The sequence below is a fragment of the Streptomyces sp. NPDC006365 genome, from assembly GCF_042870755.1.
Taxonomy (GTDB): domain Bacteria; phylum Actinomycetota; class Actinomycetes; order Streptomycetales; family Streptomycetaceae; genus Streptomyces; species Streptomyces xiangluensis.
Genome location: NZ_JBIAHS010000003.1, coordinates 204165 through 218751, shown reverse-complemented (window position 1 = coordinate 218751; position 14587 = coordinate 204165). Strand labels below are relative to the sequence as shown.

Genomic DNA, 14587 nt, shown 5'->3' with positions numbered 1-14587 from the left:
GGCTGCTAGGGCACGCGACCCTGCGGTGGGGACCGGCGGAGGACGGAGGCGGCCGGCCACGCAGGGCACGAGCAACCTCAGTCTGCCGCTATGACGACACGGCCACGCGGACCGCCGTGACCTTGTACTCGGGGCAGGAGGTGACGGTATCCGCGACGTCCGAGGTGAGGCGGTTCACTCCGCTCGCGGGGAAGTGGAAGGAGCAGAAGACCTGGCCGGGGGCTGTCTGGTCACCGACACGGGCGATGAGCCGGGCTCGGCCGTGCCGGCTCTCCACCGTTACCTGCTCGCCATCGCGCACGTCGTACCGGCCGGCGTCGTCGAGGTGGAGGTCAAGGAAGTCAACCGGGTCGAGCGTGAGGTTGCTGCCCCGCCGCGTCATGCTTCCGGAGTTGTAGTGAGCCCAGCGCCGCCCGGTGACCAGGACCAGCGGATAGTCGTCGTCGGGCCGTTCACCCGGGGGGAGATAGGGGGCGGCGGACAGGTGGGCCCGCCCGTCCGGTGTGGCGAAGCGCCCGGTGTACAGCTTGGCTTCTCCCGGCCGGTCGGGGGCGGTGCAGGGCCATGGCACGGAGCCCTCGCGGTCCAGTCGGTCGTGGGAGAGCCCGGCGAAGACGGGCGCGAGCCGGCCACACTCGGCGAGGGCGTCGGCGGGAGTCGCGCAGGCCAGGCCGACGCCCATGGCCTCGGCGACGGCCCGAAGGGTGTCGAAGTCGGTGCGGGCCTGTCCCGGTGGGGGCACGGCGGGGCGGACGCGCTGGAACCGGCGGTCGAAGTTGACGAAGGTCCCGTCCTTCTCCAGCCAGGAGGCCACTGGCAGTACGACGTCGGCGTGTTGGGCCGTCTCGGACAGGAACAGTTCGTTGCAGACGACGAGCGGGCAGGCGTCCAGGGCCTTGGCCACCTGGTTGGCGTCGGGGTCGGTTGCGCAGACGTCCTCGCCGATGACCCACAGCGCCCGCAGATCCCCGGCTCGTGCGGCGGCGAACATGTCCGGGATCCGCAGACCGGGCCGCCCTGGGACTGGTACGCCCCAGACGTCCTCGGCCCGCGGGCGAACGGCCGGGTCGGTGACCTTTCCGTAGCCGGGCAGGACGTCCGGCAGGGCGCCCATGTCGGAGGCACCCTGGACGTTGTTCTGGCCACGCAGCGGGTTGACCCCGTAGCCCCGGTCGGTGCCCACGGCGCCGCGCAGGATCGCCAGGTTGGCCAGGGAACGCACCCCGTCGGTGCCGTGGAGGTGCTCGGTGACGCCCAGCCCGTAGACGATGGCCGGATGCTCGGCGCTGCCGTACAGGCGGGCGGCGGCGATGAGATCCGCGGCCGGTACACCGGTTATGTCCGCGACGTGGTCGGGCGGGTAGTCGACCAGCAGCTCGGTGAGTTCCGGCAGCCCGGTGGCACGCTCGCGCAGGAACTCCTCGTCGGTCAGCCCTTCGGCGAGCAGGACGTGGGCGAGCCCGTGGAAGAGCGCCACGTTGGTGCCGGGACGCGGCCGCAGATGCACGTCAGCGTGCAGGGCGAGGCCGACCGCGCGCGGATCGGCGACGACCAGCTTGGCCCCGTGGAGAACCCGCCTCAGCAGCCGAGCTCCCACCACCGGGTGGGCCTCGACGGGATTGGCCCCGACCACCAGCAGGCAGTCGGCCCGCTCCACGTCGTCGAAGGCGTCGGTGCCGCCGGAGAGCCCGAAGGAAGCGGTGAGGCCGGCTGCGGAGGGGGAGTGGCAGAGGCGGGAGCAGTTGTCGACGTTGTTGGTTCCGATGACGACCCGCATGAACTTCTGTACGAGGTAGTTCTCCTCGTTCGTGGCACGGGCCGAGGAGATCGCCGCCACGGAGTCCGGGCCGCCGGCATCGAGGGCGGCCCGCAGCCCTCGGGCGACATGAGCCAGTGCCTCGTCCCAGCCGACCGGTTCCAGCACGCCGTCGCGTCGCAGCAGGGGCTGGGTGAGCCGTTCCGGTGAGGTGCGGAATCCGTGGGAGAAGCGGCCCTTCACACAGGCGTGGCCGCGATTGACCGGGCCGTCCCGGGCGGGCAGCACCGCCGTGACCTCACCATCGTGTGCGATCACGTCCAGGGTGCAGCCCACGCCGCAGTAGCCGCATGTGGTGCGTGTCCGGGCCTCCTCGGGGTGGAACGCCGAGGTGAGTCCCCGCGCCGGTCCCGGCTGGGTGATCGCCCCCGTGGGGCAGGTGTCCACGCAGCCGCCGCAGGCCACGCAGTCCGACTCGGCCCAGGGCCCGCCGGTGCCGGGGGCCACGAGGGTGTCGCCGCCTCTGCCGACCAGGGTGAGGGCGAAGGTGCCTTGCAGCTCGGAGCACATCCGCACGCACCGGCCGCAGGCGATGCACAGGTCCCGGTCCAAGTGGACGTACGGGTGGGACTCGTCCCTGCCCCGGCCTCCGGCACCCTGCGCCGCCTCTGGGCCGATGCCCATCGACCGGCAGACATGGGCCAGTTCGCTGGGACTGCCGTCGGCGAGGGCCCGGGGCGGAAGCGCGGAGACGATGACCTCCACCGCGTCCTGGCGCAGCCGCACAACCTCGTCGCTTCTGGTGTCCACGCGCATGCCGGGGGAGGCCGGAGTGACACAGGCCGCCGCGATGCGTCCCTCGGCCCGTACGAGACACGTACGGCATGACCCGGCGGGACTGAGCCGGTCGTCGGAGCACAGCGCGGGCAGCTCGATCCCGGCCGCCCGCACCGCCGTGAGCAGTGACGACTCCTCGGGCACCTCGACGCCGGTGCCGTCGACCTCGATCGTGACTCCGTTCATGGGAGGCCCCATCCCGCCAGTCGGTCCCCGTATGCACGGGCGAGGCTGTGCACGGCGGGCGGTATCCGCCGTCCGAAGGCACACAGGCTTGCCTCGGCCAGGACCCGCGACAGCCGCTCCCACTCTCGGCCGGGCGGCGTGTCGGCGGACGCCCATTCCAGGCCGCGGCGCGAGCCGACACGGCAGGGTGAGCACGCGCCGCAGCTCTCGGCCGCGGCGAACTCCCAGACGTGACGCAGCACTTCCTCCGGTGCCACACGCTCGTCGAAGGCGACGAGACCGGCGTGGCCGAGTGCGGCGCCCCGGGCCGACAGCTCTGCCTCCGACAGCGGCACGTCCAGCGCGTCGGCAGCGAGGAAGCCGCCCAGCGGCCCGCCGACCTGAAGAGCCATCAGCTCGGCGCCGTTCTTCAGGCCGCCTCCCAGCTCGGTGACGATCCGCCGCACCGGCGTGCCCAGCTCGACCTCGTAGCAACCAGGCCGTGCGAACCGCTCCGATAGACAGACCAGCTTGGTGCCCGTCTCGTCGGACGCACCGCGCCGGGCGTACGCCTGGCCGCCGTGCCGGACGATCCAGGGGACGGCCGCCAGTGTCTCCACGTTGTTGACGACGGTCGGCGCGTTCCACAGGCCGCGCTCGGTCGGGTACGGCGGGCGGGGCCGGGCGCATCCGCGACCGCCCTCCAACCCCGCGATGAGTGCGGTCTCCTCACCGGCGACGTAGGAGCCTGCGCCCTCGACGATGTGGATGTCCAGGGAGGTGGCCGTCCCGTGCACCGACGCTCCGAGTTGCCCATCTGCGTACGCCTGGCGCACCGCTTTCCGCATCCGTGCCAGCGCGGCCGGGTATTCGGAGCGCACCAGCACCACTCCCTCACATGCCCCGCACGCGAAACAGGCCAGAGCCAGACCCTCCAGCACGCGCCCCGGGTCGGCCTCCATCAGCAGCCTGTCTGCGTACGAACCCGGATCGCCTTCGTCGCCGTTGGCGACGACCACGGTCCCGGGTGCGCGGCCGGCCGCCTCCCACTTCGCCGCCACGCGGAATCCGGCGCCGCCACGCCCACGAAGCCCGGAGGCCGCCACCTCCCGGTGCACCTCGTCCGCCGTGCCCGACGACACTGTCCTCGACCACACCTGCCACGCCGGTTCACCGTAGAGCACACCACCGAGCAGGACCGGGTCACCGGTGTCGTCCGCCGCCGGGATCTCCGGCGCCCGCGGTGGCTCCCGCCCGGCGAGCTGAGCGGGGAGGGACGCCCCGGTACAGGGTGTGTCGCCGTCAAGGGCGGCGGGCCCCGCGTAGCAGTAGCCCAGACACCGGACAGCCTGCAGCGACACCTCACCGCGCGGTGAGGCGGTGTGCGCAGCGACACTCAGCTCACGCTCGACCTCCGCGAGGTGCTCTCCGCCCGCTGCGGCGAAGCACGCCGTCGCGGCGCACACCCGGACATGGCGGTCCCCGTGCGGGGCCGCGAGGTCGGCGTAGTAACTGGCAGGTCCCAATGCGGCGGCAGCAGGCAGCCCGACGCGGGCGGCGACAGTCGGTGCCCAGACGTCGGGGCCGTCCCCCGTCGTGGCCCTGGCCTTGGCCAGCGACTCCACCAACCTTTCTCCAGGTCGCCCACGCCGGTCCGCCAGCGCCCGGAAAGCGTCGAAGGAGTGAGCGGAACGGACGAGCGCCATGCATTCATCGTGGAGGAAGCCGCACGAGACCGCAGCTGGGGTCGGCACGGTCGGACATCGGGATCGAGCACCTGTTGACCAGAGCTGGGACGCCAGGACCGAGGTTGCGGCCCGGCCCCCGCCGCTGGAGCCTGGAGGTGTCCCGCAGATGTGGCACGGACCGGCTGATTCCTCACCGATCGAGAGGAGGCAGGCCGCTATGGTCAGCATCGCCCACCGCATGGCCACCCTGTTCCGGACCAAGGCGAACAAGGCCCTGGACCGGGCTGAAGACCCGCGCGAGGTCCTGGACTACTCCTATACCCAGCAGCAGGAAATGCTGCAGAAGGTACGACGCGGTGTGGCGGACGTGGCCACAAGCCGCAAACGCGTCGAGGTACAGATCAACCAGTTGCAGCAGTCCAGCGGCAAGCTGGAAGGACAGGCCCAGCAGGCGCTCGCCGCCGGACGAGAGGACCTCGCCCGCGAAGCCCTGAGTCGGCGCACCGCCGTGGCCTCCCAGGTCACGGATCTGCAGACCCAGCACGCTTCGCTGCAGGCCGAGGAGGAGAAGCTCACCTTCGCCGCACAGCGCCTGCAGGCGAAGGTGGACACCTTCCGTACCAGCAAGGAGGCCATCAAGGCCCGCTACACCGCGGCGGAGGCTCAGACCAGCATCACCGAGGCCGTCACCGGCATCGGCGAGGAGCTGGGCGATGTCGGCCTTGCCATGCAGCGTGCCGAGGACAAGACAGGACAGCTGCAGGCCCGCGCCGGAGCACTGGACGAACTGCTCGCCTCTGGTGCCCTGGAGGACGCCACCCTCCCCGGCGGCCGCGACGACATCCAGGCCGAACTCGAGCGCGTCACCGCGGACCAGGACGTGGACGAGGAACTGGCCCGGATGAAGGCCCAGCTCCCGGCGTCCGCGACCCCGCCGGCCGTGGAGGGAAAGAGCGCCGAGCAGAGCCCGCCGGATCAGGAGGCGACATCATGATCATGCGGATTCTCGGCGAGGGCCAGTACGAAATCACCGACGAACACCTCCCCCGGCTCAACGAGCTGGATGCCACCTTGCAGTCGGCCGCCGACGCGGGTGACGACACGGCGTTCGCCGCCGCCCTGTCGGCCCTGCTGGACGCGGTGCGCAGCCTCGGCGCACCGCTGCCGGACGAGACGATCACACCGTCCGATCTCGTGCTGCCGGATGCGGACACCAGCCTCACACGGGTGCGGGAGCTGCTCTCCGACGAGGGCCTCATCCCGGGTTGACTGGGCGCACACCCCTGCCCGCTTACGGCGCCACCGCGTCCTGATCGGCGCAGCCCTCACTCCGCCCGCGGGTGAGCCCGACGAAGCAGACGGCGGTACGAGCCGCCCAAGCACCGCCAGAAAGAGCGAACGTGATGGCAGCCGCAGACCACTGGCCAAGCCTGGCTTCGCGGTCCCCGCCCGAAAGGCTCGCCCACATGACATCCACCCCGCTGAACAGGGGCCGCACTGCCGTTGCCCTGTGGGGGAGCCTTGGCCTTGCTCGCTCTGGTCAGCTGCTCGAATGACGGCAATGGCAACAGCCCGGCCACCACCAGTGCCCCACCCATCGAGACCAGCGCAGCCCCGCCGCGGCGCGTATTGTGATCGAGAACTTCGCCTCCACGATCCACCCGAACAGGCAGGGAACCCTCACCGTGGGATGACACTCAGGTGGGCGAGCCCGCACGCTGGACCGAGGCCATGCCGCGCGATGCCGTGAGCCCGTAGAGACAAGTCGGTGACAAGCCATGCCCCAGCAGACGATGCCACCTGTCCGGTCGCGCCCGGTCTTCGCGCGCTTCTACAGCAAAGTCGCCGGTCCAGCTCTGGAGAAGGCAGGCGTCACTGAACACCGCAAGCGCCTGCTGGTGGGCCTGTCCGGCGAGGTCATCGAGATCGGCGCGGGCAACGGGCTGAACTTCCCCCACTATCCGAGCACAGTGACCCGGCTCTTTGCCGTGGAACCCGAGCCCCACCTGCGTGAATGGGCCGTGCGAAGCGCCCGCTCCATCGCCGTTCCCGTGGAGGTGGTGGACGGCCGGGCCGAGCAACTGCCCGCCGAGGACACCTCGTTCGACGCGGCCGTCGTCTGCCTGACCCTGTGCTCGGTCGCCGACCCGCATGCGGCTCTCGCCGAACTCCACCGGGTGCTGCGGCCGGGCGGACAACTCCGCTTCTTCGAGCACGTACGCGCTGACTCGCCTGCGATGCGGCGCGTACAGCGACTGCTGGACGCGACCGTCTGGCCCCTGCTCATGGGCGGCTGCCACGTCGGCCGCGACACCCAGACCGCGATCAACGCAGCCGGGTTCCGCCTCACCGACGTGGAGAAGTTCTCCTTCCCCGACACTCGCCTGCCCTCGCCCGCCGCCACCCACATCCTCGGCACAGCTCAGCGTGAACCGGGATGGGGCACACCATGAATCTCTGCCCGCGCTCTTGGTCCGGAAGCCGGGAGCCTGGCTCACGCCTCCGCCATCTCAAGGACTACGACGGCTTGCCCATGAACTCGAACAGATCAAGGACTATCGGGCGGCCAGGGGCTGACCGTGCATCTGGACTGGGATCGGCCGGGAGTTATACGGGTGAAACCGCTCACGCGCCTTACCCCGGCAGGGCGCGGCATCCGGTTGGTGATCAAGGAGAAGAACGTGCACACGGCCGCTCACTTACGCCGGGGCTCACACGGCGGGCGGCCGAACTTTTCGTTTCCTTATGAGCGCCGGGTTGGTGCATGCGGGACGGCGATCGCCTGTTTGTACAGGTGGTGTGCCCACACCTGCAGGCCGAGACTTGCCTCCACATATGCGCGGGTGGCAGCCACTCCTTCAGTGGCATGCTCCTTGAGTGCCATGGCGCGGTCGTGACGCTCTTCCACCTGCTTACGGATGATCCCGCAGAGTACCCCGGTCAGTTCGTCCGCGGAGCCGGCGTCGAGGGCACGCTCAGCAGCCGGGATGACCGGTCCGACGTTGAGCCCGGCCGGCTTCAGTCCCGTGAAGGGAGCGCCTTCTCCGGAGCGGTGTACGCGGACGACCGTCTCGAAAAACCAGCGGTCGGCCACTTCCTGCGCCTCCTGGCCGAGCATCCGTGCTCTGACGGTGAGCCCGAACGCCTCACGGACATCTGCTTCCCCTTCTTCAGACACGTAAGGCAGGACCTGTCCGATATCCCTCTCCTCCAGGGCTTTGCGCGCGGCCGTGACGACGGGACCGTCGAGAGAATCACAGTGCGGTGGCATCGCCAATCACCTCCTGCTGCGGCTTACCTCCATCATCGCCCCGTCGTGCGCGAGGGGGAGAGAGGGGTGCCATAGCGGCCCTCGCATGGTGTCCTCCGAGCCGTATGCCGAGCCCGAGCGGCACATCGCGCAAGGTCTCGGCAACGGTCCAGGTCAGGGCAACGGTGTGCGTGGTGGTGCCCCACCGGCCCAGGCCGCGGCCGGCGCGTCGTCGAGCAGGAGCGAGGGCAGGGCGAGCACACCGGCGGCCGGTAGGGCCAGGATCGCACCTGGTACGGGGCCGCCCCTGCGGTGCACCCGGGTCGTGCAGACTGCGACGGTCACGAGGCCGACAGCGATCAGGATCCAGGTCAGTGCCGTCATCGCGCTCACCTTCACGTGACGGGCTGCTTTGGTCCTCGGCCGTGGCCGGGCGCCCGGCCGTGCGGGAGCAACCGATGACGCAGCTTCGCCCAGAACGCCGGTGTCCGGGCCGCGCAGGCGGTCCACTGCTCACCGAACCGGGCCGCGACCTCACGTTCTTCATCTGCGGGCCAACCGTACATACACGAACACCAGTACCGGGAACATGATCAGGTCGTGATGGCCATTGCGGCAGGAAGCCGATCATGATGAGGAGAAAGCCGTCGAGCCGCGCCGTCCGCGCAGGTGGGCCGGCGGCGGGCGGCGCGGCTCGACGGTGGTGATCAGGCGGGCGATGTCGTGGACGATGCCCGCCAGGATCAGCGCCCCGACCACCGATGCGATCACGGCGGCCATGGCACTCGCCCCCTCCCCGGGGCGGGGCGGTCAGGGCCGCCCGGGCCCGGTGTAGTGGTCGTGCTTGCGCAGCGGGTCCTCGTCCCGGTCGTCGCGGTGTTGATCGCGACCGCCGTGCATGCCCTGGCCGTGCATGCCGCGCATCATGAAGAACATCATCAGCGGGCAGGCAGCGACGAGGGCGAGCCAGACCAGGCTTTCCAGGGACGCGCCGACGATCAGGGCGCCGACCACGACGATCGCGGCGGCGAGTGCGTACATGCCGTAGTTGCGCTTGTCGTTCATCACGGGCTTCCTTCAGCGGAGGGGACAAGGCCACAGGGGTGCGGCCGTGTTCAGGATTTGGTGACAGGGCCGGCGTGCAGGGCGTTGAGGCGTCGCTGGTACTCCTCTTCGTCGATCTCCCCACGGGCGAACCGCTCACCGAGGATCTGCTCAGGTGTCGGTGCGGCGGGGGTTTGGGTGTGTTCGTGGGGCTGGTTGGCGGCACGGAAGACCAGGACAAGAGCTGTGATGATCAGCGCCCAGAACAGGACCATTCCGAGCGACATCCCGAACCAGCCCCACCCGCTGACATCGTGGTCGTACCAGAACATCATCGCCATTCACCTGCTTCGGCTTGTTTCGGCGACTGGTACGGGCGCGGAGCCCGTCGTCCGGGGCGGGCTGCTGCCCTCGCCTCCATTGTTCCCCTGTATAGGTGGCGCTCTTGGGCCGGACGGTCCAGGACCTGTGGGCCGTTCGGCTCCTACCCGGCCTGGGTACCCGAGCGCAGGCTGGAGAGTGATCTTCCAGGGGAGGCGAACATCTCGTGGGTGCCCTCGATGTCGTGGTAGTCCTGGCCGCCATGCTGTTGGTCGCCGGGCTGGGCTGGTTCTCCTTGGGCCCCGCCGGGTCGGTGCCGCCCGGGTCGAGGGCGGGGTGCAGCGGGTGGAGGCCACGGTGCGGGGCGGCTACAGCCCCGACCCGTCCCTCGACGGCCACGACACCGGCACAACGCCTGAGGGTCCGGCGGCCGAAGGTCCGCCCGGGGGAGAGGAGCGGACGGCGGCCGAGGCGGAGGCAGCGGACGCCGCCGAGCGGCAGACGGAGATCAAGGACCTGACCCGCAGGGTAGTGGTGGGCGCGGTACTGACCGACCCGGTGCTGTTCGTCGTGATGGCGTACGAGCTGTTCGGCGCGGACTGGGTGCCCGGCTGGATGCTGAACCACTGGCTGCAGCTGGCGCTGATCACGCCGGAGATGTTCTACACCGGGTGGCCGATCCATGTGACGGGGAGGCTGGCCCTGCGTCACCGCGCCGCGGACATGAACAGCCTGATCGCCCTGGGGACGAGTGCCGCCTACGGTTACAGCCTGCTGGTCACTCTCGCCCCCGGCCTGCTGCCGGAAGACGTTCGCGAGGTCTACTTCGAGGCCGTCGGCGGCATCCTCACCCTGATTCTGCTCGGACGGCTGCTGGACGCCCGCGCAAAGGTCGGCACCGGCGAGGCGATCCGGGCCCTGCTGGGCCTGCAGGTCCGACAGCGGGCCCTGCCGACGTCAGGCTCCGGTGGAGGACAGACCGGACGTCGGCGCACCCGACCCGTGCCAACGAGCGGCAGCACCAGGGCTCGGCCTCTGACGTTTCCTTGGAAGGACCTGTCATGACCGGCATCGCCATCGTCGGCGCCGGCCGTCAGCTGGGTCTGGCCATCGCCCGCAACTTCGGCTCCCAGGGCTTCGATCCCGGTCCCGACGGTGGCCTCTGTGCGAGCGGGGCCGAGGCCGCCGAAGCCCATTCCGGCCGTTTCCGCGGCCGATTCCGTCCGTGGAGGGAGGTACCCGTTGGCACGGGTGGAGGGGGTGTGAGTCCTCGGCTACGCGGACGAAGTGTCGTCGTACCGCCTGCCGTCCGGTCGGTACGGTCTGACCGCCCGGCCGCACTGATCAGGGGATCCGGCACAGGGGAGTTGATCGGTCCGGGTAGGAGTGGGTACCGCGGACCGGTCACTTGTGCAGGCGGAGAGCCTTCGACGCGTCGGAGGCAGGCGGCCGTCCTGCGCTCGATCCGGATCAGCACGGGTCCCACGCATCGGCGCCCAGGACCTGCGCTCTGGTCAGTGCGGCTCGCGGATGACGGCAACGCCTCCCGGTGGGACGCTGACGGTGCCGGAGACCGGCTTGCCGGTGAGGAGTTCGACGCCTTCGGCGGGTGCTTCGGCGCCCCTTCCGGTGTGGTCGATGAGGAACAGATAGTCGGCCTCCGCGCCCCGGCGCCGGACGACCTCGATCCCGGCGGGTGCGTCCTGCTCCGGTGTGACGCCGGCGTCCTGACGGATGCGGTCGAGCAGGGCGGCGAGCGTGTCCTGGTCGGGGTGGGTGGCCAGATACCAGGCAGTGCCGTCGCCGTGCCGGTGGCGGGTGACTGCGGGGTGGCCGGCCAGTGGGCCGTCGGCGTGGGAGGCGACGGCCTGTGCGCCGGTGAGCCGGATGCGTTCCGACCACAGGTCGGCCGTGGCGCCCGGCGCCACGTCGCCGGTCAGGCCGGTCGTCTCGCCCGGCAGCAGGGGGAACAGCTCGTCGGTGACCACGCCGAGGACATCGCGGAAGGCGCCGGGGTAACCGCCCAGGTACACATGGCAGTTCTCGTCGACCATGCCGCTGTGGAAGCCGACGGCAAGAGTGCCCCCGCGTTCGGTGAACCGGGTGAGGTTCGCCGCGGCCGCCTCCGTGACCAGGTACATCGAGGGAGCCAGGACGAGTTTGTAGCGGTCGAGTTCGGGGTCGTCGGGGCGTACGAAGTCGACGGCGACCCCGGCCCGCCACAGTGGGGTGTACCAGTCCCGTACCAGGTCCTGGTAGCGCAGTTCGCCGCTGGGCTGGGAGGGCAGTTCCAGTGCCCAGCGGGCGTCCCAGTCCCACACGATCGCCACCTGTGCCGTGCTGGTGGAGTCCCGCACTTCGGCCAACGCCCGTAGGTCAGCGCCGAGTTGGACGACATCGCGCCAGATCTGGCTGTCGGTGCCGGCGTGCGGGAGCATCGCCGAGTGCCACTGCTCGGCGCCCGCCCTCGCCGCCCGCCACTGGAAGAACGCGATGCCGTCGGCGCCGTGGGCCACGTGCGCGAGCGCGTTGCGGCGCATTTCCCCGGGGAGCTTGGCACGGTTGACGGGCTGCCAGTTGACGGCACCGGTCGAGTGCTCCATGAGGAACCACGGGCCGCCCGCGAGCGAGCGCATCAGGTCGCCGTGGAGGGCGATGTCGACCTCGGCCTCCGGGTCGTCGGACAGCAGGTAGTGGTCGTTGGAGAGGATGTCCAGCCCGGGTGCCCAGCGCCAGTAGTCGAGAGCGTCGATGGTGCGCAGGACCAGGAAGTTGGTGGTCGCGGGGGTGTCCGGAGCGGCCCGGCGCAGTACCTCGCGTTCGGCCGTGCACAGGGAGAGCAGTTCGTCGGAGCAGAAACGGCGCCAGTCGAGCCGATGGGTGGGGTTCGGGGGAGCCGCGGTGGTGCGGGGCGGCAGGATCTGGTCCCACGAGTAGTACCACTGGCTCCAGAACGTGGTGCCCCAGGCGTGGTTGAGGGTGTCCAGGTCATTGTCGTAGCGGGCGCGCAGCCAGGTGCGGAAGGCGGCGGCGCTGGTGTCGCAGTAGCAGGCGTCGTTGTGGCAGCCGTATTCGTTGTGGACGTGCCACATGGCGACGGCCGGGTGGGCGGCGTACCGCTCGGCGAGGGCTTCGGCGATCCGCAGCGCCGCTCGGCGGTAGGCGGGGCTGGACGGGCAGAAGGTCTGGCGGCTGCCGTACGACAGCCGGTGGCCGTCCTTGTCGACCGGCAGGGCTTCCGGGTGCTCGACGAAGAACCAGGCCGGCGGGGTCGCCGTGGGGGTGGCCAGGTCGGCGGCGATACCGTTGGCGTGGAGCAGGTCGAGGATCTTGTCCATGCGGGCGAAGTCGTAGACGCCCTCGGCCGGCTCCAGCAGCGCCCAGGAGAAGATGCCGACGCTGACCATGGTCACCCCGGCCTCGCGCATCAGGTTCATGTCCTCGGCCCAGACCTCCTCGGGCCACTGCTCGGGGTTGTAGTCACCTCCGTAGGCGATTCCAGGAATGCGAAGACGGCGTGCGGTACTCACTGGCGATGCTCCGGGAGGGGTGTAGGGGAGGGGCAAGTGGTGGTGTGTCAGCCCTTGTTGGCGCCCAGCGTGAGGCCGCTGACGAACTGCCGCTGCAGCACGAAGTAGACGATCAGCGTCGGGATCGCGGTGAGCAGGGCGCCTGCCGCGACCAGGTTCGGGTCGGTGAAGTACGCCCCGGTGAGGTTGTTCAGCGCCGAGGTGATCGGCATGTTCTCGCCGGTGGAGATCAGGACCAGGGCCCAGAAGAAGTCGTTGTAGATCCAGATGGAGAGCAGGGTGGCCAGGGCCGCCATTGCCGGGCGGCACAGCGGGAGGGTGATCTGCCAGTACTGCCGCCACACCGAGGCGCCGTCGACCAGCGCGGCCTCGGTCAGTTCGTGCGGGAGCGAGCGCATGTAGTTGCTCAGCACGAACGCGCAGAAGCCGGACTGGAACGCGACATGGATGAGGACCAGGCCGAGGGCGGAGTCGTAGAGCTTGCCGGACATGGTGATGCCGGGCAGGTCGACGAGCAGGTACAGGCGGTACAGCGGGGTGATGATGACCTGCTGCGGGAGCAGGTTTCCGGCGGTGAAGACCAGCAGCAGGGCGAGGTTGAAGCGGAAGTCGAAGCGGCTGACGTAGAAGGCGACCATCGACGACAGGAAGAGCGTCACCAGCACCGCCGGCACGGCGATGATCATCGTGTTGACGAAGTAGTGCCCCATGTCCGACTGCGTGAACGCGTTCGTGAAGTTGTCGAGGCTCAGCTTGTCGGGCCAGGACACATAGCCCTTCTCGCTGGTCTCCGCGTACGACCGCATGGCCGAGTACAGCGCCCAGAGCAGCGGCGCGAGCCATGCCAGCGCGGCGCCCGCGAGGAGGACGTGCAGCAGGATCCGGGCAGGCCGGACGGGCGTACGGACCTTGGTCATGACATTCGGTGGGGCGGCGCGAAGCGCCTCGTTCAGGGTGGTGGTGGGCGACGGGTGGGAGCTCATGCGCGCCGCTCCTTCCGGAAGGTGGCCACCAGGTAGGGGATGATCACGACGAGCGAGATGAGCAGCAGGACGACGGCGATGGCCGAGCCGTAGCCGATCCGGCTGGACTCGCCGATGATGTTGTTGGTCACGAGGATCGACAGCAACTCGGTGCCCTCGGCGCCCTTGTTGAAGACGAAGACCAGGTCGAAGGCGCGCAGGGCCTCGATGATGGTGACGACCAGGACGACGGTGTTGGTCGGCCGCAGGGTCGGGAAGATGACGTTCCTGAACGTCTGCCACTCGTTGGCACCGTCCAGCGCGGACGCCTCGCGCAGGGACGGGTCGACGCCCTTCAGGCCGGCCAGGTACAGGATCATCATGTAGCCGGTGTGCCGCCAGGAGGCGGCGACGAGGATCGCCCAGAGGTTGAGGTCCGGGTCACCGATCCAGTCGATGTAGTGGCCCGGCTCGTTGGCCCCGATGATGCTGTTGATCAGGCCGGTGTCGGGGTTGTACACCAGCTGCCAGACGAACCCGATGACCGCCATCGACAGCACGACCGGCAGGAAGAACGCCGTCTGGTAGACCCGGCTGAACCGGATCTTCTTGTCCAGCTGCACGGCCAGGAGCAGGCCCAGCGGCGTGGGGATCGCGATCAGGACGACGAACCAGATGACGTTGTGCTGGAGGGCGGGCCAGAACTGCGGGTTCTGCTCGAAGAGCTCCTGGAAGTTCTGGAGCCCGACCCACTGGATCGAGTCGAAGCCGATGCCGTCCCAAGTGGTGAAGGCGAGGGCGATGGAGGCCAGGGCGGTGACCCAGACCAGGGCCACGTGCAGGATCGTCGGCAGGCCGGCCATCAGGCCGAGCGTGATCCGGTCGCGGCGGGTCAGCAGGCGCTGGTGGCCCTGCGGAACCCGCCTCTTCGGCGTCGCGGCGCCCGGAGGCGGCGCCGCGGCCGCCTCCGGGATCTTCGTGGTCGTGTCGGAGCTCATGGTGTGGGTGTTCATCCGCTTCGGAAGGGGGGTCGG

At 70.0% G+C, this 14587-nt stretch carries 14 protein-coding genes; 4 read left to right on the top strand and 10 right to left on the bottom strand.

Features of this window, described 5'->3' with window-relative positions; all coding sequences use genetic code 11:
* Positions 1–88 precede the first annotated feature (88 nt).
* Both fdhF and ACFYO0_RS10165 read right to left on the bottom strand, forming a co-directional pair.
* Complete coding sequence (fdhF, locus tag ACFYO0_RS10170) at positions 89–2779, bottom strand: formate dehydrogenase subunit alpha (protein WP_388673180.1); 2691 nt, start codon at positions 2777–2779, stop codon at positions 89–91.
* Complete coding sequence (locus ACFYO0_RS10165; protein ID WP_388673178.1) at positions 2776–4464, bottom strand: NAD(P)H-dependent oxidoreductase subunit E; 1689 nt, start codon at positions 4462–4464, stop codon at positions 2776–2778. Before ACFYO0_RS10165 ends, fdhF begins: the two co-directional genes overlap by 4 nt.
* A gap of 199 nt (positions 4465–4663) precedes the next feature.
* Between ACFYO0_RS10165 and ACFYO0_RS10160 the strand changes: the two genes are divergently transcribed.
* From ACFYO0_RS10160 to ACFYO0_RS10150, 3 genes are all read left to right on the top strand, one after another.
* Positions 4664–5440, top strand: a complete 777-nt coding sequence (locus ACFYO0_RS10160) for a PspA/IM30 family protein (RefSeq protein ID WP_388673176.1) — start codon at positions 4664–4666, stop codon at positions 5438–5440.
* Positions 5437–5715, top strand: coding sequence for a hypothetical protein (locus ACFYO0_RS10155; protein ID WP_388673174.1), 279 nt, complete (start codon positions 5437–5439; stop codon positions 5713–5715). Before ACFYO0_RS10160 ends, ACFYO0_RS10155 begins: the two co-directional genes overlap by 4 nt.
* A 509-nt stretch (positions 5716–6224) precedes the next feature.
* Positions 6225–6899, top strand: coding sequence for a class I SAM-dependent methyltransferase (locus tag ACFYO0_RS10150; RefSeq protein ID WP_388673172.1), 675 nt, complete (start codon positions 6225–6227; stop codon positions 6897–6899).
* Positions 6900–7189: 290 nt separating this feature from the next.
* Here ACFYO0_RS10150 and ACFYO0_RS10145 read toward each other — a convergent pair whose 3' ends face one another.
* The 5 genes from ACFYO0_RS10145 to ACFYO0_RS10125 form a co-directional block, all read right to left on the bottom strand.
* Complete coding sequence (locus ACFYO0_RS10145; RefSeq protein WP_388674216.1) at positions 7190–7717, bottom strand: DUF6448 family protein; 528 nt, start codon at positions 7715–7717, stop codon at positions 7190–7192.
* Between the two features lie 153 nt (positions 7718–7870).
* Positions 7871–8080, bottom strand: a complete 210-nt coding sequence (locus ACFYO0_RS10140; RefSeq protein WP_388673170.1) for a hypothetical protein — start codon at positions 8078–8080, stop codon at positions 7871–7873.
* Positions 8081–8323: 243 nt separating this feature from the next.
* Complete coding sequence (locus tag ACFYO0_RS10135) at positions 8324–8476, bottom strand: hypothetical protein (protein WP_388673168.1); 153 nt, start codon at positions 8474–8476, stop codon at positions 8324–8326.
* Positions 8477–8506: 30 nt separating this feature from the next.
* Positions 8507–8761, bottom strand: coding sequence for a DUF2933 domain-containing protein (locus ACFYO0_RS10130; RefSeq protein ID WP_388673166.1), 255 nt, complete (start codon positions 8759–8761; stop codon positions 8507–8509).
* Positions 8762–8811: 50 nt separating this feature from the next.
* Positions 8812–9075 carry an SHOCT domain-containing protein gene (locus tag ACFYO0_RS10125; protein WP_388673164.1) on the bottom strand — a complete coding sequence of 88 codons (264 nt, stop codon included), beginning with the start codon at positions 9073–9075 and terminating at the stop codon, positions 8812–8814.
* Between the two features lie 331 nt (positions 9076–9406).
* Between ACFYO0_RS10125 and ACFYO0_RS10120 the strand changes: the two genes are divergently transcribed.
* Positions 9407–10126 (top strand): hypothetical protein, encoded by a 720-nt coding sequence (locus ACFYO0_RS10120; protein WP_388673162.1) that lies wholly within the window; start codon positions 9407–9409, stop codon positions 10124–10126.
* A 449-nt stretch (positions 10127–10575) separates the two neighbouring features.
* On the opposite strand, the gene ACFYO0_RS10115 is transcribed toward ACFYO0_RS10120, so the two are convergent.
* From ACFYO0_RS10115 to ACFYO0_RS10105, 3 genes are all read right to left on the bottom strand, one after another.
* On the bottom strand, positions 10576–12591 hold the full coding sequence (locus ACFYO0_RS10115) for a beta-galactosidase (RefSeq protein ID WP_388673160.1): 2016 nt from the start codon (positions 12589–12591) through the stop codon (positions 10576–10578).
* Between the two features lie 47 nt (positions 12592–12638).
* A complete protein-coding gene (locus ACFYO0_RS10110) occupies positions 12639–13508 on the bottom strand; it encodes a carbohydrate ABC transporter permease (protein ID WP_388674214.1) in 870 nt (289 codons plus the stop codon).
* Between the two features lie 62 nt (positions 13509–13570).
* Positions 13571–14551, bottom strand: a complete 981-nt coding sequence (locus ACFYO0_RS10105; protein ID WP_388673158.1) for a carbohydrate ABC transporter permease — start codon at positions 14549–14551, stop codon at positions 13571–13573.
* Positions 14552–14587: the final 36 nt, after the last annotated feature.